15 protein-coding genes are annotated in these 20,289 nt (G+C 55.5%); 4 read left to right on the top strand and 11 right to left on the bottom strand.

Annotation, left to right across the window (positions count from 1 at the left end; all coding sequences use genetic code 11):
* Positions 1-85: 85 nt before the first annotated feature.
* Positions 86-4,027, top strand: coding sequence for a hybrid sensor histidine kinase/response regulator (locus ACT3R7_RS01505; protein WP_496198731.1), 3,942 nt, complete (start codon positions 86-88; stop codon positions 4,025-4,027).
* A gap of 77 nt (positions 4,028-4,104) precedes the next feature.
* Here the strand turns inward: ACT3R7_RS01505 and ACT3R7_RS01500 are convergent, their stop codons facing one another.
* From ACT3R7_RS01500 to ACT3R7_RS01490, 3 genes are all read right to left on the bottom strand, one after another.
* Positions 4,105-4,767, bottom strand: coding sequence for a LuxR C-terminal-related transcriptional regulator (locus ACT3R7_RS01500; protein ID WP_018916303.1), 663 nt, complete (start codon positions 4,765-4,767; stop codon positions 4,105-4,107).
* A 272-nt stretch (positions 4,768-5,039) separates the two neighbouring features.
* Entirely contained in the window at positions 5,040-6,989 is a 1,950-nt protein-coding gene (acs, locus tag ACT3R7_RS01495; protein WP_192539149.1) for an acetate--CoA ligase, read from the bottom strand.
* A 169-nt stretch (positions 6,990-7,158) separates the two neighbouring features.
* The gene (locus ACT3R7_RS01490) at positions 7,159-7,740 is read right to left on the bottom strand and encodes a SprT family zinc-dependent metalloprotease (RefSeq protein WP_496198730.1); all 582 of its coding nucleotides are present in this window, start codon (positions 7,738-7,740) and stop codon (positions 7,159-7,161) included.
* Between the two features lie 69 nt (positions 7,741-7,809).
* On the opposite strand from ACT3R7_RS01490, the gene ACT3R7_RS01485 reads away from it, so the two are divergent.
* The gene (locus ACT3R7_RS01485) at positions 7,810-8,478 is read left to right on the top strand and encodes a YecA/YgfB family protein (protein WP_192539147.1); all 669 of its coding nucleotides are present in this window, start codon (positions 7,810-7,812) and stop codon (positions 8,476-8,478) included.
* Positions 8,479-8,503: 25 nt separating this feature from the next.
* Here the strand turns inward: ACT3R7_RS01485 and ACT3R7_RS01480 are convergent, their stop codons facing one another.
* From ACT3R7_RS01480 to ampD, 7 genes are all read right to left on the bottom strand, one after another.
* The gene (locus ACT3R7_RS01480; protein WP_192539146.1) at positions 8,504-9,631 is read right to left on the bottom strand and encodes a phospholipase D-like domain-containing protein; all 1,128 of its coding nucleotides are present in this window, start codon (positions 9,629-9,631) and stop codon (positions 8,504-8,506) included.
* A 47-nt stretch (positions 9,632-9,678) separates the two neighbouring features.
* Positions 9,679-10,386: a class I SAM-dependent methyltransferase gene (locus tag ACT3R7_RS01475; RefSeq protein WP_192539145.1), complete on the bottom strand. Its 708-nt coding sequence runs from the start codon at positions 10,384-10,386 to the stop codon at positions 9,679-9,681.
* Positions 10,383-11,081: a tRNA (adenosine(37)-N6)-threonylcarbamoyltransferase complex dimerization subunit type 1 TsaB gene (tsaB, locus tag ACT3R7_RS01470; protein ID WP_496198729.1), complete on the bottom strand. Its 699-nt coding sequence runs from the start codon at positions 11,079-11,081 to the stop codon at positions 10,383-10,385. Before tsaB ends, ACT3R7_RS01475 begins: the two co-directional genes overlap by 4 nt.
* A gap of 124 nt (positions 11,082-11,205) precedes the next feature.
* Entirely contained in the window at positions 11,206-11,859 is a 654-nt protein-coding gene (gene adk, locus ACT3R7_RS01465) for an adenylate kinase (RefSeq protein WP_018916296.1), read from the bottom strand.
* A 298-nt stretch (positions 11,860-12,157) separates the two neighbouring features.
* Positions 12,158-14,221 carry a pyruvate dehydrogenase complex dihydrolipoyllysine-residue acetyltransferase gene (aceF, locus tag ACT3R7_RS01460; RefSeq protein WP_496198728.1) on the bottom strand — a complete coding sequence of 688 codons (2,064 nt, stop codon included), beginning with the start codon at positions 14,219-14,221 and terminating at the stop codon, positions 12,158-12,160.
* Between the two features lie 59 nt (positions 14,222-14,280).
* Complete coding sequence (gene aceE / locus ACT3R7_RS01455; RefSeq protein ID WP_193092338.1) at positions 14,281-16,956, bottom strand: pyruvate dehydrogenase (acetyl-transferring), homodimeric type; 2,676 nt, start codon at positions 16,954-16,956, stop codon at positions 14,281-14,283.
* 382 nt (positions 16,957-17,338) lie between these two features.
* A complete protein-coding gene (gene ampD, locus ACT3R7_RS01450; RefSeq protein WP_496198737.1) occupies positions 17,339-17,923 on the bottom strand; it encodes a 1,6-anhydro-N-acetylmuramyl-L-alanine amidase AmpD in 585 nt (194 codons plus the stop codon).
* A gap of 96 nt (positions 17,924-18,019) precedes the next feature.
* On the opposite strand from ampD, the gene nadC reads away from it, so the two are divergent.
* Entirely contained in the window at positions 18,020-18,874 is an 855-nt protein-coding gene (gene nadC / locus ACT3R7_RS01445) for a carboxylating nicotinate-nucleotide diphosphorylase (protein WP_192539140.1), read from the top strand.
* Between the two features lie 6 nt (positions 18,875-18,880).
* Here nadC and ACT3R7_RS01440 read toward each other — a convergent pair whose 3' ends face one another.
* The gene (locus ACT3R7_RS01440) at positions 18,881-19,411 is read right to left on the bottom strand and encodes a GNAT family N-acetyltransferase (protein ID WP_192539139.1); all 531 of its coding nucleotides are present in this window, start codon (positions 19,409-19,411) and stop codon (positions 18,881-18,883) included.
* Positions 19,412-19,558: 147 nt separating this feature from the next.
* Here ACT3R7_RS01440 and tsaA point away from each other — a divergent pair, with 147 nt between their 5' ends.
* Entirely contained in the window at positions 19,559-20,278 is a 720-nt protein-coding gene (tsaA, locus tag ACT3R7_RS01435; protein ID WP_496198736.1) for a tRNA (N6-threonylcarbamoyladenosine(37)-N6)-methyltransferase TrmO, read from the top strand.
* The last annotated feature ends 11 nt before the right edge of the window (positions 20,279-20,289 follow it).

Here is a 20,289-nt window from a genome sequence, read left to right as displayed (position 1 = left end):
GACGTAAGTGTTCGTCTTCGCCTAGAATGAGGCTCTTTGTACGCGCTGCTCGCTGGGCGAGATAAACGTTGGTGGGGGAATAGGCATGTTTCACGGTGGGCTACTGGTCGCAGTATCACTGCTTTATATTGCGATTCTATTCGGTATTGCCTGGTACGGTGACCGCCGTGCACGTACCCACGGCGCCAGCCGTCGGCGCCCCCTGATCTATAGCCTGGCGCTGGCAATTTACTGCACCTCCTGGACGTTTTACGGGGCGGTGGGCCAGGCAGCTACAGCAGGCTGGTCTTTTGCGAGTATTTTTGTTGGCCCTATTCTGACGTTTTTGCTCTTTTGGCCAGTGCTGGCCAAGATGATCCGCGTCGCCAAGCACCAAAACGTCACTTCCATTGCGGATTTTATCGCCTCGCGCTACGGCAAAACCCAGTCGCTTGCGGCGTTCGCAAGCTTAGTAGCGCTAGTCGGTACCCTTCCCTACATCGCGCTTCAGCTCAAAGCCGTATCGACCACGTTTAGTGTGCTGACCGAAGCCAATGATGCCGTCGGTGCGCCGCTGTTTGGCGACACAGCGTTTTACGTTGCCATCGTGATGGTGGTTTTTGCGATTTTATTTGGTACTCGCCACACCGATGCGACCGAACACCACGAAGGCCTGATTCATGCCGTTGCGTTTGAATCGATCGTCAAGCTGTTAGCCTTTTTGGTGCTAGGGGCTTACGTTACCTGGGGCATGTTCGGCGGTTTGGGCGAGTTGATGAGCCATGCCGACAGCCAGCTTGAACTTCAGCGCCAGTTGGCGAATCAGGATTTTGGACACGGCTTCTGGGCACAGACACTGCTCGCCATGCTGGCCATTTTATGTCTTCCCCGGCAGTTTCATGTCGCCGTGGTTGAGAACATTCACCCTGACGATGCCACCAAAGCCCGCTGGTTGTTCCCGCTTTATCTGTTTGCCATCGCCTTTTTCGTCGTGCCGCTGGCAGCAGCCGGGCTGTTACTCTTTTCAGAAACCGGCGTGGAACCCGATACCTACGTATTGGCGCTTTCCATGCAGTCCGGCCATCAATGGCTAACCCTGCTGACCTTTATTGGTGGATTTTCGGCTGCGACCGGCATGGTGATCGTGGCGGCGGTCGCCGTATCCATTATGATCTCCAATGAAATCGTGATTCCCGCGCTGTTCCGGCTGCGCTGGTTTGATACCAAAGCGCGCGACTATGGACGCCTGGTACTGCGCACGCGCCGCATCACGATTGCCGTCGTCTTGGCGATGGCCTACGGCTTCTACCGGCTGATTGCCGAGTTCACCTCGCTTGCCTCCATCGGCATGCTTTCGTTTGCCGCCGCCGCTCAGTTTGCACCCGCGGTTATTGGCGGCCTTTACTGGAAACGCGGTAACCGTCTAGGCGTTATTGTGGGCATGAACGCGGGTTTTGCCATTTGGGCCTATAGCCTGTTGATGCCCGCAATGATCAATGCTGGCGTACTGCCTCAAGAGTGGCTAGCTGGCGGGCCGACAGGTATTCACTGGCTCTCCCCGACGGGGCTTTTTGGCCTGAACCTGGGCGACAGCTTTACCCACGGCGTGATGCTATCGCTGGGCATTAACCTGTTCTGCTATATCTTTATTTCCCAGGTGACCTCGCAGCGTGTAGTGGAGCGTATTCAGGCCTCGCTATTTGTCGACAGCGTTGAAACCCGCCAAACTTCGGTTAACCGCCCTTGGACCGGTGCCACAACGGTGGGCGATCTTAAAGTATTGTGTGAACGCTTTCTGGGCGCCGGGCAAGTCGATCGGGCATTTGAGGATTACGCCCGCCGGACCGGCAAGCCGCTGGACAACAGCACCCGAGCCTCCATTGATATTATTCAGTTTACCGAGCGTTTCCTTGCCTCGGTACTTGGCGCCTCCTCGGCGCGTATTGTGGTCAACTCTGCTCTTCAAGGGCGCGGTATCGGCATTTCCGATGTTATCTCGATTGTCGATGAAGCATCCCAGGTACTGGAATTTAACCGTGCCCTGCTGCAGGCCACGATAGAGAACATCAACCAGGGCATCAGCGTTGTCGACCAAAACTTGCGCCTGGTGGTCTGGAACCAGCGCTATCTTGAGCTGTTTCGCTTCCCCGATCACCTTATCCGCGTGGGCGCGCCGATTGATCGTATCTTCCGCTACAACGCGCATAACGGTGAGTATGGCCCCGGCGACCCGGAAGAGCATGTTCAACTGCTGCTGGACAACATTCGCGATGGTCACCCCCATCGCTATGTTCGCTACCGCCAGGATGGCAGCGTACTGGAGGTACAGGGTAACCCTATGCCCGGCGGCGGGTTTGTTTACACTTATCAGGATATTACCCAGCAAAAACGCATTGAAGAAGCGCTAATTCGTTCGGAAAACAATATCCGTATTTACACCGATAACGTCCCTGCGCTGATCGCCTATTTTGATAAAGAGTGCCGCTACCTATTTACCAACCGCGCCTATGAGCAGGCATTCGGCATTGATCGTAATGCGGTCATTGGCCGACGCTTTGAAGACGTGCTCTCGCTAAAACAGGCGGAAGAACGCAGCCCTTGGGTCGAACGTGCGCTGGCCGGGGAGCGGGTGAGTTTTGAGGTCGCCATGCGCGTCAATGATGCCATGCGTTATATGCTGGTGACGTATACGCCTCACTTTGGCGATAGCCAGTCGATTCTCGGCTTTTTTGCGCTGTATCAAGATATTACCGAGCGACGCCGGGCGGAAATTGCCCTTAAAGAAACTAACGAAACGCTTGAAGAGCGCGTTCGTGAGCGTACCCAGGCGCTGTCCGAGGCTAACGCCGCGCTGCGTCAGGAGAACCGCGTACGGGCCGAGGCTGAGCAAGCCTTGCGCCAAGCCAAACAGCTAGCCGAAGACGCCAACGCCTCCAAAACCCGCTTTTTGGCTGCCGCGAGCCACGATTTGCTACAGCCGTTAAACGCCGCACGGCTGTTTACCTCGGCTTTGATGCAAAACGTGACCGCCCCCGATACTCAGCGCACCATCGGACATATCGATAATTCGCTGCAGGCCGCTGAAGAGCTTCTCGGCACGCTGCTGGATATCTCCAAACTGGATGCCGGCGCCCTGACACCTCGCCGCAACCACTTTGCCCTGGCGGATATTTTCCGGCCGCTGCGCGCTGAATTTGAGGTGATGGCCGACAACCGCGGCCTTGACCTGGAGGTAGTGCCTACCCACCAGTGGGTCGACTCTGACCCGCAGATGCTTCGCCGGATTGTGCAGAACTTTTTATCCAACGCCATCCGCTACACCCAGGATGGCCGCGTGCTGCTAGGCTGCCGCCGTCAAAGTGGCCGGCTGGTGATCGAAGTATGGGACAGCGGCCCGGGTATTCCGGAATCCAAGCTGACGGAAATATTCCAGGAGTTTCGTCGCCTGGATCAGGTATCGCGGCATAAAGAGAGTGAAAAGGGGCTGGGCCTGGGCCTTTCGATTGCCGACCGGATGAGCCGAGTGCTCGACCACCCTATCAAGGTGCGTTCCTGGGAAGGCCATGGCACCGTATTCTCAGTCAGCGTTCCTATCGTTGCCGCCAGGGAAATCAGCCCGGACGAACAGGAGCCATCAAGCCGGCGCAGCGGTAATAAGCTTGCCGGTACCCGGATCGTGTGTATCGATAACGAAACGCTCATTTTGGAAGGCATGACAGCCATGCTGAGCGGCTGGGGATGCGAGGTGTTTACCGCGACCAGCATTGGGGGCGCTAAATCGATACTGCGCAATATGGACGGTGACCCCGACGCGATTCTGGCCGATTATCACTTGGACAATGAAGTCACCGGCTTGATGGCCCTGGAAGCGCTTAGTGAACGTCTATCCGGCGCGGTGCCCGGCATTGTAATTACCGCCGACCGAACGGAAGCCGTAGCCGAAGAGATCAAGCGCGATGGGTATCAGCTGCTTTTGAAACCAGTAAAACCGGCCGCCTTGCGGGCGCTCTTGACCCGCACGCTGCAAGCCAGCCGGGCAAATGTCTAAGTAGTAAAGGGCTGTGTATAAAGAAAAAACCTCGCTTACGGTCAACGTAAGCGAGGTTTTTTCATAAGCGCAGGCGCTTATGACACGACTTTAGGCGGCTCGACTTCCAGCTTCTGGGCGGCAATAACGGCCTGGGTGCGTGAATGCACGCCAAGCTTGCGCAAAATGGCCGTTACGTGGGCCTTGATGGTCGCTTCGGAAACATTAAGCTCGTAGGCGATCTGCTTATTGAGTAGACCTTCGGTCAGCATGTTCAAAACGCGAAACTGCTGTGGGGTTAGCGAGGCAATTGCTTCAGCAAACCGCGACTCTTCCTCGCTGGTTTCTTCCAGTACGTTGGCCAGCGCTTCCGGCAGCCAGACTTCGCCCTGCAGAATTTCGCCTACCGCCTCGGCAATCAGCTGAAGCGAAGATGATTTGGGAATAAACCCCGAGGCACCGTAGTCGATCGCCCGGCGGACAACGTAAGGCTCGTCGCTGCCCGATACGACGGCTACCGGAATATCCGGCATCTGGCCACGTAATTGAATCAGCCCGGAAAAACCGTGGGCGCCGGGCATATGTAAATCCAGCAAAATCAAATCGGCATCGGGATGACGATTTACCACTTCCGTTGTGGCTTCCATGGTGTCGGCTTCGACAATCTCAGCCTGGGGGGCTAATTGGCGCAAGGCCTGTGTGAGCGCTGCACGAAACAGCGGATGGTCGTCTGCAACGATAAACTTATGGGCTACTGCCATGGATATTCCTCCGGTTCCTCGTGCAGCGGAATTACTTGCCGCTACGACGCTAGGCTCATACGGTCAACGCATGGTACCCCAGGGCTTCTTGTTGCCCAAGTATACATGCATATTTTGTCATCATTATGTCACCCATTTAAACGCAACAGTGCCGGCTCTGTGGCCGGCACTCCAACGCTTAAGCGCGGTATGCTGCTATCGACGCTCTTGTTGGCTGACGCTTATCAAGTCGGGTAGCGCTCAGTGAGCTTAAACCACTGAGTAGTAAGCTACTATTGATTGGCTCTATGCTCAATCAATTCGTCAACCACCGACGGATCTGCCAGGGTACTGGTGTCACCCAGACCATCACATTCGTTGGCAGCAATTTTGCGCAGAATACGCCGCATGATTTTGCCCGAGCGCGTTTTGGGTAACCCCGGCGCCCACTGAATCACATCGGGAGACGCAATTGGCCCAATATCTTTACGCACCCAAAGCGACAGCTCTTTCTTGAGTTCATCGGTGGGGTCGATGCCGTCATTCAAGGTCACATAGATATAAATACCCTGGCCCTTGATATCGTGAGGGAAGCCTACGACCGCGGCTTCGGCAACGGCTGAGTGCGCGACCAGCGACGACTCAATTTCAGCGGTGCCCATACGGTGGCCTGATACGTTCAATACGTCATCAACGCGTCCGGTAATCCAGTAGTAGCCGTCTTCATCACGGCGGCAGCCGTCGCCGGTAAAGTACATGCCATCATAGGTCGCAAAATAGGTCTGCACGAAACGCTCATGATCCCCCCAGATTGAGCGTGCCTGCCCCGGCCAGGAATCCAGAATCACCAGATTACCTTCAGTGGCGCCTTCCAATAGATGGCCTTCGTTATCCACCAGTGCCGGCTGTACACCAAAGAAAGGCAGCGTGGCTGAACCGGGTTTTAGGTCGATTGCGCCAGGCAGCGGGGTAATCATGATGCCGCCGGTTTCGGTCTGCCACCAGGTATCCACAATCGGGCATTGGCTATTACCGATCACGCGGTAAAACCACTCCCAGGCTTCCGGGTTGATCGGCTCACCTACCGAGCCGAGCAGACGCAGGCTATCGCGCGAACTGGTATCCATGACGTTATCGCCATGGGCCATCAGGGCACGCACAGCGGTCGGTGCGGTATATAAAATGTTGACCTTGTGCTTATCGACGATCTCACCCATGCGACCGTGGGTCGGATAGCTTGGCACGCCTTCAAACATCAGCGTGGTCGCGCCATTGGCAAGCGGCCCGTAAACGATATAGCTATGTCCGGTGACCCAGCCGACATCCGCGCTGCACCAGTAGACCTCGCCATCCTGGTAGTCGAACACGTACTGGTGGGTCATGGCAGCATATGTCAAGTAGCCACCGGTGGTGTGCTTGAGGCCTTTGGGCGCGCCGGTGGAACCTGAGGTATACAGAATGAACAGCGGGTCTTCGGCGCCCATCGGCTCGGCGGTGCACTCGGGTAGCTGTCGATCGACCAGCTCATCGAACCAGAGATCGCGGCCCTCAACCCAGTCAATATCACCGCCGGTGCGTTTCACCACCAGCACGTTCTTGCAGACATCGGTGCCGTCGCGGGTCAGTGCTGAATCGACGTTCTCCTTGAGCGGCACCTGCTTGCCGCCGCGTACGGACTCGTCGGCGGTAATGATCAACTTGGAATCGGCACCAATAATCCGCTGAGCCACCGCGTCCGGCGAGAAGCCGCCAAACACTACCGAGTGAACCGCGCCAATCCGTGCGCAGGCAAGCATCGCCATGGCCGCTTCCGGAATCATCGGCATGTACAGCGTTACCGTATCGCCTTTCTCGATACCCAGTGATTTCAGGGCATTAGCCAGCTGACAGGTGCGCTCGTACAGCTCGCGATAGCTGATATGCTTGGATTCGTCAGGGTTATCGCCTTCCCAGATAATCGCGGTCTGGTCGCCACGCTTTTCCAGATGACGATCAAGGCAGTTCGCGCTTACGTTGAGCACGCCATCCTCGAACCAGCGGATATCCACGTTATCGCGTTTGAAAGAGGTGTTCTTGATCTTGGTCGGCGCTTTTATCCAGTCAAGACGCTTGGCCTGTTCCGCCCAGAAACCTTCGGGATCATCCTTAGACTGCTGGTACATGGCCGTGAATTTATCTTTATCGGCCCAGGCATTGGCGGCGATAGCATCGCGCACCGGATAGACGTTTTGATGTTCGCTCATAGTTGCCTCTGTCCGTGGAAACGCACTCTCAATAGGAATGTAGTCGGTATTATTATTGGTTGCCCCGACACCACTAAATGTTCCCCTAGCATAAACCTCCCTTAGACACCTTCCTCTTAGACATTGGTATTAGCAATTTTTAATTTAAAAACAGCAACCTAGAAGCAACCTACGGCTTTGAACATGAAGTATAGACCAACATCTGCTGACAATGGCGACAACGATAGCCGCGGCCTTTTTTGACTAAACCATGGCGTCTGGCCGTCAACTGATGGGTACGACAGCCGCACTGGTAACGATAAGGCGCAGGCTGGGCCTTTTGCGTATTAAAGCGATGGGTAACCTGAGGCACCAGACCAAACAGATTGCGCATCACGCTTTGCCATTCGCGCCCGTGCGGCTTTAAGCGCTGCCCATCGCGCAGGTGAAAGACCAGCCAGTGAGCCATCTCATGGGGAATGACTTCATCAAAAAAAGCGCTGCGATTTTCACTGAGCAAGATGAGGTTGAAGCGTAAGCCGCCCCGCCCCAGGTGGGCCTGCCCTGCCGACGCACCTTTTAAATCAAACCAGATGCCTGGGCGCGGCAGCTGTGGGTAAACCTCAAGGCAGCGCTCCCAGGCCTGTTCAGCACGCTCAACAGCGGCTTGCTGCAGGGCTTCTAAACACAAAGCTTCCAACTCATCATTCGGCCAGGGCGGCAGCGGCGATACACCCGTTAGCGATGCGCCTATTAGTGATAAACTTGTCATTAATGAATGCCTGAAAGATCGTTCCCCATTAGTATCATTTTTTAAACGACTCAACCCATGAGGCTTGCTATGGCAGAGCGCCCCGACGATTCAAACGCGCCAGACACCGCCCCTCCTCAGCCACTGCTTACCGATGAGCAGCTCGACAGGCTGGATGACTTCCTCGACTCCGAGCAGGTAGACGAGGACGCGCTGGATCTGATCTCGGCCCACGGTTTTTTGGTGGCGCTAGCGGTCGCGCCCAGCGAAGTATCGCCAGCACAGTGGCTTGCTGAGCTGTTTCAAGGCGAACCGCGCTATGCCGATGATAGCGAGCGCGATGAAATCATTAACCTGTTGACGCTACTGCGCGATAACGCGATGGCGGTACTCGAGCAAGGCGGACTTCCCGAACTGCCCTTTGAATTAACCCTGGACGGCCTGCCTGCGGAAGAAACGCCTATCGGCGACTGGTGCGCGGGCTTTATGGAAGGCGTCTTCAGCGACGAAAGCGCCTGGTTCCAGGACGATGAAGAAGCCGCGGCGACGCTGCTTTTACCCTTTATGCTGCTTTCCGGGCTATTTGATGACGAGCCCGACATGGCCGAGATGGCAAGCGATAGCGCACGCCAGGAGACGCTGGTAGAGCAATTGCCAGAACTGGTGCTTGATCTGTACTTGCACTACCGCGTCCCGCCGGAAACGCCTAAGCCCAAACCGCGCAAAAAGACGCCCGCCAAGGGCCAAAAGCGCCGCTAGGTAAATGGCCGCGTTATGCGGCCCCTTACTTAAGCCGGGTAATTACTGAGTCCAGGGTACCGAACACCCACTCAAAAACACGCTGTGTCCAGGGGCGCGCAGCCCACTCTTCGGCCAGCACTTCTTTGCTGGCCGAAAAATTACGCTCGAACATCGCCTGCACGTCTTGGGCAAGGCCTTTATCCATGGCTTCCTGATTAGCTTCCAGATTCCAGTGCAAATTCCAATGATCGAAATTGCATGAGCCAATACTCACCCATTCGTCAGCGAGTATGAATTTGGCGTGTATGAACGTGGGCTGGAATTCATAAATGCGCACGCCCGCTTTCAGCATCGCCTGGTAGAAGCGCTGCCCGGCATAACGCACGCTGGGATGGTCATGCTTGGAGCCAGGAAGTAAGAGACGTACATCGACCCCACGCCTGGCTGCACGAGCCAAGCGGCGGCGCAATGCGAAGGTAGGCACAAAGTAAGGCGTACATAACCAGAGACGGTTCTGAGCCCTACCCACCTGGCGATAAAGCGAGTGGCGAATTGCTTGATAACGATAGCCTCTGCCCTGCATTGCGCGCCCTGGGGCGCCATCATCAAACGCCATCGCTTTGCGCTGTTTGGGAAGGGATTCTGGAGAACGCTTGTCGTCGGCACGCGTTAACCGCGAACGCCATAGCCGCCGAAATAGCGCCTCCCAATCGGCAACCACCGGCCCTTCAATACGCACGGCAATTTCGTACCATGCCTTTAAGAATTCATCTACCGCGCCAAAGCCACCGGTAAAGGCAACGTCGCCATCAATGACCACAATCTTACGGTGGTCACGACTCAGGTTGCGAGCCAGCGAGTGTAGCCCCAGCGGATTGAAAAACCGTAGAGCTACACCAGCATCCAGAAGCCGCTCACGGTCTTTTCTGGCAAGCCCCATGGCACCAAAGCCATCAAGCAGCAAGTAAACGCTGATGCCACGCTGGGCGGCTTTACCAAGCGCTGCTATAAGCTGGTCGGCAAGCTCTCCCGACTCCATCAAGTAAAGCTCTACCATTACGTAGTGGCTTGCATTGTCGATGGCGTCGAACATGGCAGGCAAGAAACGCGAAGCCTCGGGCAGTAGGCTAAACCGGTTGCCCTCGTGCCATGTTTGAGGCTGATACTGCATAGTGTCCTGCTCCTTATGGGCGTCCTTGATCAGCAATGCACATCAGTCTAACGATGCAGCGACTGTTTGACATACAAATCGTACCGGCTGGTCTTGCCTTCCAGCACATGCTGAGGCGCAGGCCCCTCGATGGGCGGGGCTTTACGGGGACGCTTTACCACCACTCGATGCGTCGCGACATCGAGTGCGGCTTCCAGCAATCGGGGGGCATCATCATCATCGCCCGCCAGCTCACGAAACAGGCGCATGTCTTTTTTGACCAGCGCGGATTTCTCGCGATGCGGAAACATCGGGTCCAGATGAATCACCTGGGGGTCAAACGCGGCACCCTCAATCAGGGTTTCAAGCGACGCTACGGCATCGCCATGTCGCAGCGTCATGCGCGCCACTATCTCAGCGATTGCCGGCGCTTTGGCGGCCCGTCTCAGGCCGTCTTCCAGCAGCGCGGCAATCGCTTCGACTCGCTCGATCAACAGTACACAAGCACCCAGGCTTGCCAGCACAAAGGCGTCCCGGCCAAGTCCTGCGGTAGCATCGACAATGCTTGGCGTCACGCCTTTCGCTAACCCGCAGGCCTTGGCCACCAGTTGACCTCGGCCGCCCCCGAATTGGCGGCGATGGGCAGCTTTGCCCGCAGCAAAGTCAACGCTTAACGGCTTACCGTAAAGCTTTTCATCCCCCGCCAGCACCAAGCGGCCCTCGTCATACACCAACCTAAGCCCTTCGGGCAGTACGGCCGTTTCAGACAGACTCATGCCGGCTTTTTCCAGGCAACGTTGTTACGCAGATAGACCGGCTGGGCCAGATGAGCAGGTTGCCCAAGACCTGCCGCTAAATCTTCCGCGCCGAGCCAGGCCATTTCTTCAGCCCGTGGTTCCAGATCAACAAGGTGCTGGGACATGCGTACTTGTACCGTGGCCGCAAAACGCTCCCATAGGGTAAAGCCTGATCCTACCCCAACCCAGTCGGTTTCGTCTTCGGGCAGATAAAACGCTTCGGGCGGCAGTACTGCCTCGGCGCGCTGCAGGCTAACGGTGTCGTTCAGGCAGTGCCAGGTAGCAGCGTAGATTTCTCCCATCCGCGCGTCCAACGCCGTCACAACGTAGCGCAGGTGAAAACGCCGATGTGCCTGCAAGGCCAGAGCTTTCAGTGTAGATACACCTAGTAACGGGCGATCAAGGCCAAAGGCCAGTCCCTGCGCCGTACCTGTGGCGATTCTTAAGCCGGTGAACGACCCAGGCCCCTGCCCAAAGGCAATGGCATCAAGTGCCGCCGGGGTGATCTGCGCTTCTGCCAACAGCTCATCCACCATGGGCATGAGTCGCCGGGTATGCGCGCGTGGCGTCATCTCGTAGCGCGCTAGGCACTCGTGAGTTTCGCCATTCTGGCGTAGCAGCGCTACCGAGCAGGCGCTTGATGAGGCGTCTAGCGCAAGAAGGTGTAACGACATAGCGATTCAGCACTCGTGATAAGTATCCAGGCATTATACCTTTAGTGCACCCATACGACAGTGCACCCATACGACGATGGCCCGCGTTAGGCGGGCCATCGGTAACTGCTTACACAAGGTATAATCAGTTAAGCGCTTCTTTTACCTGACGGGTAATATCAGCAACGCTACCCACACCTTCAACGCGGTGGTATTGAGGCGCAGACTGCGGATCGCTGCTGGCCCACTGCTGGTAGTAATCTACCAACGGCGCGGTCTGATCGTGATAGACCGACAGACGGTTACGCACAGTGGACTCCTGATCGTCCTCACGCTGAATCAACTGCTCTCCGGTCACATCATCCTTACCCGGTTCTTTAGGGGGATTGTGATCGACGTGATACACACGACCCGAGGCTGGATGAACGCGACGTCCTGCCAAACGGTTCACGATCTCTTCATCCGGCACGGCGATCTCAAGCACGTGATCGATTTTTACGCCACCGTCCTTCATCGCATCGGCTTGCGGGATGGTGCGCGGGAAGCCATCGAACAGGAAACCGTTTTCACAGTCAGGCTGGCTGATGCGCTCTTTCACCAGATCAATGATGATCTCGTCAGACACCAAACCGCCGGTGTTCATGATCTCTTTTACTTTTAGCCCCAGCTCCGTGCCGTCTTTAATCGCCGCGCGCAGCATATCCCCGGTGGAAATCTGGGGAATCTTGAACTGCTCACAAATATATTGAGCTTGAGTCCCCTTCCCCGCGCCGGGGGCACCCAACAGGATTAAACGCATGGCACTGCTCCTTGAATGTAAAAAATGCGACACAATGTATTAACCGACAATAACCGCGCCACTCAGGCGGCACAACTCCCCAAAAGCCTGAGAGGGGCATTTTTCTGAGTTTTTTTTAAATAAAACAGATAAGTGATGTCTGTCTGCTACTTTGGTCACTCTTATTAAGGCATCAGGGGTTGTACGAAACGTCAGCCGATACCGATAACTTTTCGTACAAAGCCTAAACGCAAGCGGCGCCCATCGCTGGGCGCCGCTTAGTAAACCGCATCAATTCCCGCTCACTCCATTTACCACATTACAGGAGCAGACGGCGGATATCGGTCAGTACATCTGCCAGGAACGCGGTGAAGCGTGCTGCATCAGCCCCGTTAATGGCGCGGTGGTCATAGGAAAGCGACAACGGCATCATCAAGCGCGGCTGGAAGGCATTACCATCCCATACGGGCTTCATCTGCGCTTTGGAAACCCCAAGAATGGCCACTTCCGGCGCGTTCACGATCGGCGTAAAGGCGGTACCACCAATCGAGCCCAGGCTCGAAATAGTGAAACAGCCGCCGGTCATTTCTTCACGCTTGAGCTTTTTGGTTTGTGCTTTCTTACCCAGCTCCGCCATATCCTTGGCAATCTCTATCAAGGATTTCTTGTCGGCATCGCGCAGCACCGGCACCATCAAGCCATCGGGCGTATCCACCGCAATACCGATATGGACGTAGTTCTTCCATACCAGCGTTTCGCCATCGCCTTTCAGACTGACATTGAACTGCGGGAATTTACGCAGCGCAAACGCACAGGCCTTAACCAGGAACGGCAGCGGCGTGAGCTTGGCACCCTGGGCTTCGGCTTCCGCCTTCATCGACTTACGGAAGTTCTCAAGCTCAGTGATATCCGCTTCGTCAAACTGAGTAACGTGAGGCACGTTAAGCCAGCTGCGATGCAAATTGGTTGCGCCCATTTTAAGCAGGCGACCCATCGGCTTCTCTTCGACTTCACCGAACTGGCTGAAATCGACTTCCGGAATCGGCGGAATACCCGCACCACCCGTGGCGGTTGCTGCTCCGCCGGAGGCTTGCGCCTTGCCCTGATTAGCAATGACTTGCTTCACATAGGCCTGCACATCCTCTTTCAGCACGCGCTCTTTAGGCCCACTGGGCTTGACCAGACCGATATCGACGCCAAGCTCACGCGCCAGCATACGCACGGCTGGGCCAGCGTGTACCAGCTTGCCATCACGTGGCTTGTGCGCGGCCATCTGCGCTTCAGGGCTAGGCGTACCTGCTGATCCGCTCTGTTTAGAAGAATCTGGCTTTGCAGCGCCCTTTTCAGCTGGCTTTTCGGAAGCTGATTTTTTCGGTGCAGGCTTGGACGCGGCTTTTTTAGCGCCAGCGACTTCGATATAGCCAATCACATCGCCTTCAGAAACGGTGTCACCCTCTTTAACGGTTAGCTCGACGAGCTTACCTTTATAGGGGCTGGGTACGTCCATGGAGGCTTTGTCAGATTCAAGCGTAATCAACGCATCTTCTTCGTTGATTTCATCGCCTACCGCGACACCAATCTCGATAATCGGTACGTCGGTGGAGCCTGAAATATCCGGAACACGAACTTCCTTGCGTTCTGGTTCAGCACTTTCAGATTCAGTGCTGTTGCCTTCTTCCTCGGCGGTCTCGGAAGCTGCTTCAAGGTCGTCGGATACGTTGGAATCCTCGGCACTTTGCGGCGCGTCAGTAGATTCGCTTGCGTCTTCAGCGTCACCGTCGCCTTCACCCTCGATTTCCATCTGGCCGATAACATCGCCTTCGGAAACCGTATCGCCTTCTTTTACCGTAAACGCGACAATTTTACCGGTATGCGAGCTCGGTACATCCATGGAGGCTTTATCGGACTCCAGGGTGATCAGCGTATCTTCAGCGTCGACACTATCGCCTTCACTAACGGCGACTTCGATGATTTCAACGTTATCAGAGCCGCCAAGGTCGGGCACCTTGATATCCACGGTCTGCTTACCGCCGGATTTCTTGGCACTTTTCTGCTCGGTCTTGGGCTTCTCTTCCGCCGCCGGGGCTTCTTTCTGCTCGGGTTCAGACGCTTGCTTGTCGTCCTCTTCCTCGGCATCGCCGCCGCCTTCAGCTTCCAGCTCAACGATATCGTCGCCTTCGGAAACGGTATCGCCTTCCTTCACCAGCACTTTGATGACTTTGCCGCCCTTCGGGGCAGGAATGTCCATGCTGGCTTTATCGGACTCCAGCGTGATCAGGGTGTCTTCCGCTGCAATGACGTCGCCTTCCGACACCGCGATCTCGATGATTTCGACACCTTCGCTACCGCCGATGTCGGGCACTTTGATGATTTCGCTACTCAAGGTCGCGCTCCTTCCAAATCGGATCGAGCCGGCGGGTACTTAACCCGCCGGGCAGCGGTTTAGCTAGTCAGCGGGTTCGGTTTGTTGGCGTCAATACCATATTTCTTCAGGGCTTCGCCAACGTGCTTACGCTCAATTTCGCCACGTTCCGCCAGCGCACGCAGAGCGGCAACGGTGACGAAGTAACGATCTACTTCGAAGAAGTAACGAAGCTTCTCGCGCGTGTCCGAACGTCCAAAGCCATCGGTACCTAAGACAGTATAGTCGCCTGGCACCCATGCACGAACCTGATCCGCGTAGAGCTTCATGTAGTCAGTCGAGGCAATGATCGGGCCATCGCGGCCTTCCAGGCACTTCGTAACGTGAGGCTTGGTAGCCGCCTCAGCATCCGGGTTCAGGAAGGACTCACGCTCAAGCAGCAACGCTTCACGACGTAGTTCGTTAAAGCTGGTGACGCTCCAAATGTCAGCGCCAATGCCCCAATCTTTTTCGAGCAGCTCAGCGGCGGCTTCGACTTCGCGCAAGATGGTACCGGAGCCCATCAACTGAACGCGACCCTTGTCACCTTGGGTCTCGCGCAGCAGGTACATACCCTTGACGATATCGTCGACCGGCACGTTCTCAAGCTCCGGATGCTCGTAGTTCTCGTTCATAACGGTCAGATAGTAGAAGCAGTTCTCTTTATCAGTGAACATGCGCTTCAAGCCATCCTGAACGATGACGGCAACTTCATGACCGTAAGTCGGGTCGTAGCTGCGGCAGTTAGGAATAGTCGACGCCTGGATCAAGCTGTGACCATCCTGGTGTTGCAAACCTTCACCGTTAAGCGTGGTACGCCCAGCGGTGCCGCCTACCATAAAGCCGCGCGCCTGCAGGTCACCTGCCGCCCACGCCAAGTCACCAATACGCTGGAAACCAAACATGGAGTAGTAGATATAGAACGGCAGCAGCGTGACGTCGTTGTTGCTGTAGGAAGTGGCCGCCGCCATCCACGCCGACATCGCGCCCGCTTCCGTAATACCTTCCTCAAGGACCTGGCCTTTCTGGTCCTCGCGGTAGTACATGATCTGGCCTTTATCCATCGGCTCGTACTTCTGGCCTTCGGCGGTATAGATACCCAACTGACGGAACATGCCTTCCATACCGAAGGTACGTGCCTCATCAGGAATAATCGGCACCACCTGCTTGCCAAGTTTCTTATCTTTCACCAAGCCGTTAAGCACGCGTACAAACGACATGGTGGAAGAAACTTCACGGCCCTTCGAGCCACCCATTTGCGAAGCAAAGACCTTGTCTTCGAGGGTGGGAATTTCCAGTGCTTCGAAGTCACTTTTGCGGCTGGGCAGGTAACCGTTCAAACGCTCACGCTGCAGGTGCATGTACTTGAGCTCGGGAGAATCATCTTCCGGCTTGTAGTACGGCACTTCCTTGAGCTGCTCGTCAGAAAGCGGAATACCGAAGCGGTCGCGGAATTTCTTCAGCGCTTCGTATTCCATGCTCTTGACTTGGTGCGCCTCGTTGGCTGCTTCGCCATCGCCGCTACCCATACCGTAACCTTTAACGGTATGCGCAAGGATTACCGTCGGCTTACCATTCGAGGAGTTGACGGCTTCATGATAGGCCGCATATACCTTGAACGGGTCGTGGCCGCCGCGATTGAGTTTCCAGATATCTTCATCGGAAAGCTCTTTAACCATTTCTTCGGTTTCAGGATATTTACCAAAGAAGTGTTCACGGGTGTAAGCACCGCCGTTGGCTTTGTAGTTCTGGTACTCACCATCGACTGCTTCGTCCATACGTTTTTGAAGGAAGCCTTTCTTATCCTTCTCAAACAGCGGATCCCAATGGCGGCCCCAAACCACTTTAATCACGTTCCAGCCAGCACCGCGGAAGACGCCTTCAAACTCGTCCATAACGCGGGAGTTACCGCGTACCGGGCCGTCCAGACGCTGCAGGTTGCAGTTGATAACGAAGATCAGGTTATCCAGGTTTTCACGGCCAGCAAGCGAAATAGCGCCTAAGGATTCTGGCTCGTCGCACTCGCCATCGCCCAGGAAACACCAGATCTTACGATCGTACATGTTTTTCATTTCGCGATGATGCAGATACTTCATCACGTGGGCCTGATAGATCGCCTGGATCGGACCAAGCCCCATAGAAACCGTCGGGAACTGCCAGTAATCCGGCATCAGCCACGGGTGCGGGTAGGACGACAGACCGTCGCCATCCACTTCCTGACGGAACTTGTCCATCTGTTCTTCAGACAGACGGCCTTCCAGGAAGGAACGCGCATAAATACCTGGCGCGACGTGGCCCTGAATATAGATCAGGTCGCCCGCAAAATCGTCCTTCGCTGCGCGGAAGAAGTGGTTAAAGCCCACATCATAAAGCGTCGCAGAGGACATGAAACTTGCAATATGGCCGCCAAGCCCGGGGTTTGCCCGGTTATTACGAATGACCTGGGCGATCGCGTTATAGCGGATTAAGGAGCGAATACGCCGCTCCATAAACAGATCACCAGGCATCGGCGCTTCACGATGAAGCGGAATCGTATTGCGGTGCGGGGTTGTCACCGAGAAGGGTACCTTCATCCCGTCACGGCGTAAGCGATCCGCCAAGCGGGTCATCAGGTAACGGGCGCGATCTTCGCCCTCACGATCCAGTACCGATTCCAGGGATTCCAGCCACTCCGTGGTTTCGATCGGATCGAGATCTTCTCTTGTCTCCAGACTCATAGAGGTCTCTCCGAATGACGATAAATGACATGAGCCCCGCTAACCCACGTGGGCTTGGGGCAGCTGCGATGATTGGTGGCCACCGCAGAACAGCATTGGCGCGGTAACGCTTAAGTCTTTTTTGCTCTAGATTCAATGAGCTACAGTGAACTCAATGTAGTAAAGCTACACAAATTTCTTAAAAGTTAGTCTTTTGTATATAGGAAGATACCGCAAAGTCGCCACGCTGCCAATTACAGAACAGCGTAAAAGCCCATCGAAAACAAACTATTGCACCGCAACATAAGCAATTTCAAAAATTGTTTCCAGATTCTCCGGCGATCAATAGTGTAGCTAAACTACCGTTTTATTTTCTTATAGTTGAAGGACTTAACATAGGTATTTAAAGTGCATCAAGCCTTCTTGCGGTCAACAATTGGTAAAAATATGCCCAATCAAACGCCGGACCGGGGTCGGTTTTGCGCAGTGGAGCAACATACGCATGGCTGGTAATACGCGAAGCGTTTAGCCTCGGATAGCGGGCGATCAACCATTCAGTCGCCTTCACCAAGGCTTGATATTGGGCCTTGGTAAAAGGGGTCGTATCGTCGCCTTCAAGTTCGATTCCCACGGAGAAATCGTTGAGCGTCCGGCGCTGCTCTTTTAAGCCATTATCCCACCACTGTGAGCGCCCTGCGTGCCAGGCCCGCTGGCCCGTATTTACAAACTGCACACACTCGCCATCCCGGCGAATCAACATATGCGCTGAGACGCGTAGATGAGCGATTTCAGCAAAAAAAGGATGATCATCCACTGCCAGTTGGTTGGTAAACAGTGCTTCAATCGCCGAACCACTAAACTGCCCTGGCGGTAGGCTAATCGCGTGCAGTACCAGCAAAGACACCTCATCGCCGGGGCGCTCATCGCAGTTGGGCGACTCGACCTTTCGCGCGTATTTCCACCAGCCATCCGTCATCTCGTTATTCATCACTCGAAAGGTCTCCTCTACGTTGGCGCTCTCTTTCACTGCGCTCTTTTACTATAATGCCGGTCACACTTGATGTTGCCCAGAGAACTCACCGTTATGAATGATCAAATTGCGCTTGCCGAAGAGATCCGCACCGGCGTGGCTCACCTGCTAGCCGAAGACGTTGGCACTGGCGATATTACCGCACAGCTTATCCCAGAGAATCATTGGGCGACCGCGAAGGTAATTACCCGTGAAGCTTGCGTACTATGCGGTAAGGCCTGGGTGGATGAAATTTTTCACCAATTAGATGAGCGGGTCACGCTACGCTGGCTGGCGGCCGATAGCGACTCACTAAATCCAGAGCAATGTTTTTTAGAGCTTGAAGGGCCCGCACGTAGCCTGCTAACCGGCGAGCGTGCAGCGCTTAATATACTGCAAACTCTGTCGGCTACGGCGACCGCCACGCGCGCTAATGTCGATTTAATCGAGGGTTGCGGGGTGCGTCTGCTGGATACCCGTAAAACGCTTCCTGGACTGCGCCTGGCGCAGAAATATGCCGTTACCTGCGGCGGCGGTCACAATCACCGCATTGGCCTTTGGGACGCTTTTCTTATCAAAGAGAACCATATTGCGGCGTGCGGCGGCATTCAGGCAGCAGTGACTCAGGCACGAGCGCTAGCCGCCAACCTACTGGTTGAAGTTGAAGTCGAGACGTTTGAAGAGCTTGATCAGGCCCTGGCGGCCGGTGCCGATATCATCATGCTGGATAATTTCGCCATTGAAGATTTGCACGTTGCAGTTGAGCTAAACGGCGGGCGGGCAACGCTTGAGGCCTCGGGCAACGTCGATGCTACAACGCTCAAAGCCATTGCCGACACCGGCGTTGACTGTATTTCCAGCGGCGCGCTGACCAAGGACATTAAATCCATCGACCTTTCCATGCGAGTCACCCATACCTATAGCGTATAGGCGCACTCAGGTCTCAATAGCGCTCAGGCGTTTTTCCAGTCGATAGCGCTTAAGCGACTCACCGCTTCGCTCGACCCACTGCTCGCCCAGGTTTTCCCATCCTCGGCGCAGCAGTCGGTCAAACAGCATGACGCTGGCCTCAATTTCGACCCTATCAATGCCCTGTTCGAGCAGCATACGTTCGGCGTGAATCAACAGCGTGGTACCGATGCCTCGACCAGTTAATGAAGGCCAGACATAAAGCGTCTCGATACGCCCTTTTGGAGCATTAAACTCTAAGAAGCCGACGCAGTGCCCATCACAAACGGCTACCAGCGTTGTGTAAAGCGCCTGACGGGCTGCCCAGGCACTCGCCTCGCGGGGCAGCGCATTGGCCCAGGCGCGGCGCTGACTCAGCTCATAATGGTTTGCTGCGCCTTGCATGACCGCATGATAAAACACCTCAGCCTGATCCACGGCGTCCCGCGCTAATGCGGCGCGATAGGTTACCCGGGCAGTCGATGCTTTAGGCTCAGAAGGCACCTTGGTATTAGACATGCATCACCTCTCGCTGTTATCGAAAACAAGCTGTTCTCGAAAGCCAGCTGTTATTAAAAAATTGGGAGCGTTCAATACTCGGTGTCAGGCTGAATTCTGTTCAGTCTGCTTTATACTAGGGCGCCTATCTCAGCATAAGGCAGCATGATGCACAATGGCCCCGAAAGTGAGTCTTTTACATTGGCTCCTATAGGCTACGTTGAGAGCGACTACCCGGATAAGTTTGGTATTCCCCGTCAGCCGGGCTTAGCCCCTGCGGCGGATGCCCGCCTGATACTGGTGCCCCCTTATAACGACCCGTTAACCGTGCGTGGCCTGGATGATTTTAGTCATCTGTGGGTGACATTTATCTTCCACCAAAGCCCCGAGCGCTGGACACCGCTAGTGCGCCCGCCCCGGCTGGGAGGTAATCGTAAAGTGGGCGTATTTGCCAGCCGTAGCACCCACCGGCCTAATCGGCTAGGGCTTTCACTGGTGAAGCTCGCGGGCATCGACACACGCCACGGAGTTCAGTTAAGGCTCGAAGGGTGTGATCTGGTCAGCGGCACTCCGATAGTCGACATTAAGCCTTACTTACCCTGGGCCGAAGCCCACCCTTCCGCCCAGGCAGGCTTTGCCCCTGAGGCACCTGCGTTACTGCACGTGATTTTCAGCCAATCAGCATTGGATGTGCTAACCACCCGCGCCGATAGCGCCACGCTGCATGCCCTTATCGAGCAGGTGCTAAGCCAGGACCCCCGCCCCGCCTATAAACGAGGCGAAGCGCCAGGACGTACCTATGGCGTGCGCCTGCGCGATGTGGACGTGAAATTTCGCGCCCTCCAAAACGACGAAGCCACCACGTTAGAGGTGGTGGCTATCGACTAAGCTTCAGGCTA

The sequence above is a fragment of the Halomonas sp. AOP43-A1-21 genome (assembly GCF_052376775.1).
Classification (GTDB): Bacteria; Pseudomonadota; Gammaproteobacteria; order Pseudomonadales; family Halomonadaceae; genus Vreelandella; species Vreelandella colorata.
Note: the sequence above shows the minus strand (reverse complement) of the source record. Positions and strands in the feature narration are given on the sequence as shown.

Bases quoted from the DNA above. Each gene is read 5' to 3' on its own strand.
- ACT3R7_RS01505 (WP_496198731.1), top strand. From the start codon at position 86: ATGTTTCACGGTGGGCTACTGGTCGCAGTATCACTGCTTTATATTGCG.
- ACT3R7_RS01500 (WP_018916303.1), bottom strand. From the start codon at position 4,767: ATGGCAGTAGCCCATAAGTTTATCGTTGCAGACGACCATCCGCTGTTT.
- acs (WP_192539149.1), bottom strand. From the start codon at position 6,989: ATGAGCGAACATCAAAACGTCTATCCGGTGCGCGATGCTATCGCCGCC.
- ACT3R7_RS01490 (WP_496198730.1), bottom strand. From the start codon at position 7,740: ATGACAAGTTTATCACTAATAGGCGCATCGCTAACGGGTGTATCGCCG.
- ACT3R7_RS01485 (WP_192539147.1), top strand. From the start codon at position 7,810: ATGGCAGAGCGCCCCGACGATTCAAACGCGCCAGACACCGCCCCTCCT.
- ACT3R7_RS01480 (WP_192539146.1), bottom strand. From the start codon at position 9,631: ATGCAGTATCAGCCTCAAACATGGCACGAGGGCAACCGGTTTAGCCTA.
- ACT3R7_RS01475 (WP_192539145.1), bottom strand. From the start codon at position 10,386: ATGAGTCTGTCTGAAACGGCCGTACTGCCCGAAGGGCTTAGGTTGGTG.
- tsaB (WP_496198729.1), bottom strand. From the start codon at position 11,081: ATGTCGTTACACCTTCTTGCGCTAGACGCCTCATCAAGCGCCTGCTCG.
- adk (WP_018916296.1), bottom strand. From the start codon at position 11,859: ATGCGTTTAATCCTGTTGGGTGCCCCCGGCGCGGGGAAGGGGACTCAA.
- aceE (WP_193092338.1), bottom strand. From the start codon at position 16,956: ATGAGTCTGGAGACAAGAGAAGATCTCGATCCGATCGAAACCACGGAG.
- ampD (WP_496198737.1), bottom strand. From the start codon at position 17,923: ATGAATAACGAGATGACGGATGGCTGGTGGAAATACGCGCGAAAGGTC.
- nadC (WP_192539140.1), top strand. From the start codon at position 18,020: ATGAATGATCAAATTGCGCTTGCCGAAGAGATCCGCACCGGCGTGGCT.
- ACT3R7_RS01440 (WP_192539139.1), bottom strand. From the start codon at position 19,411: ATGTCTAATACCAAGGTGCCTTCTGAGCCTAAAGCATCGACTGCCCGG.
- tsaA (WP_496198736.1), top strand. From the start codon at position 19,559: ATGCACAATGGCCCCGAAAGTGAGTCTTTTACATTGGCTCCTATAGGC.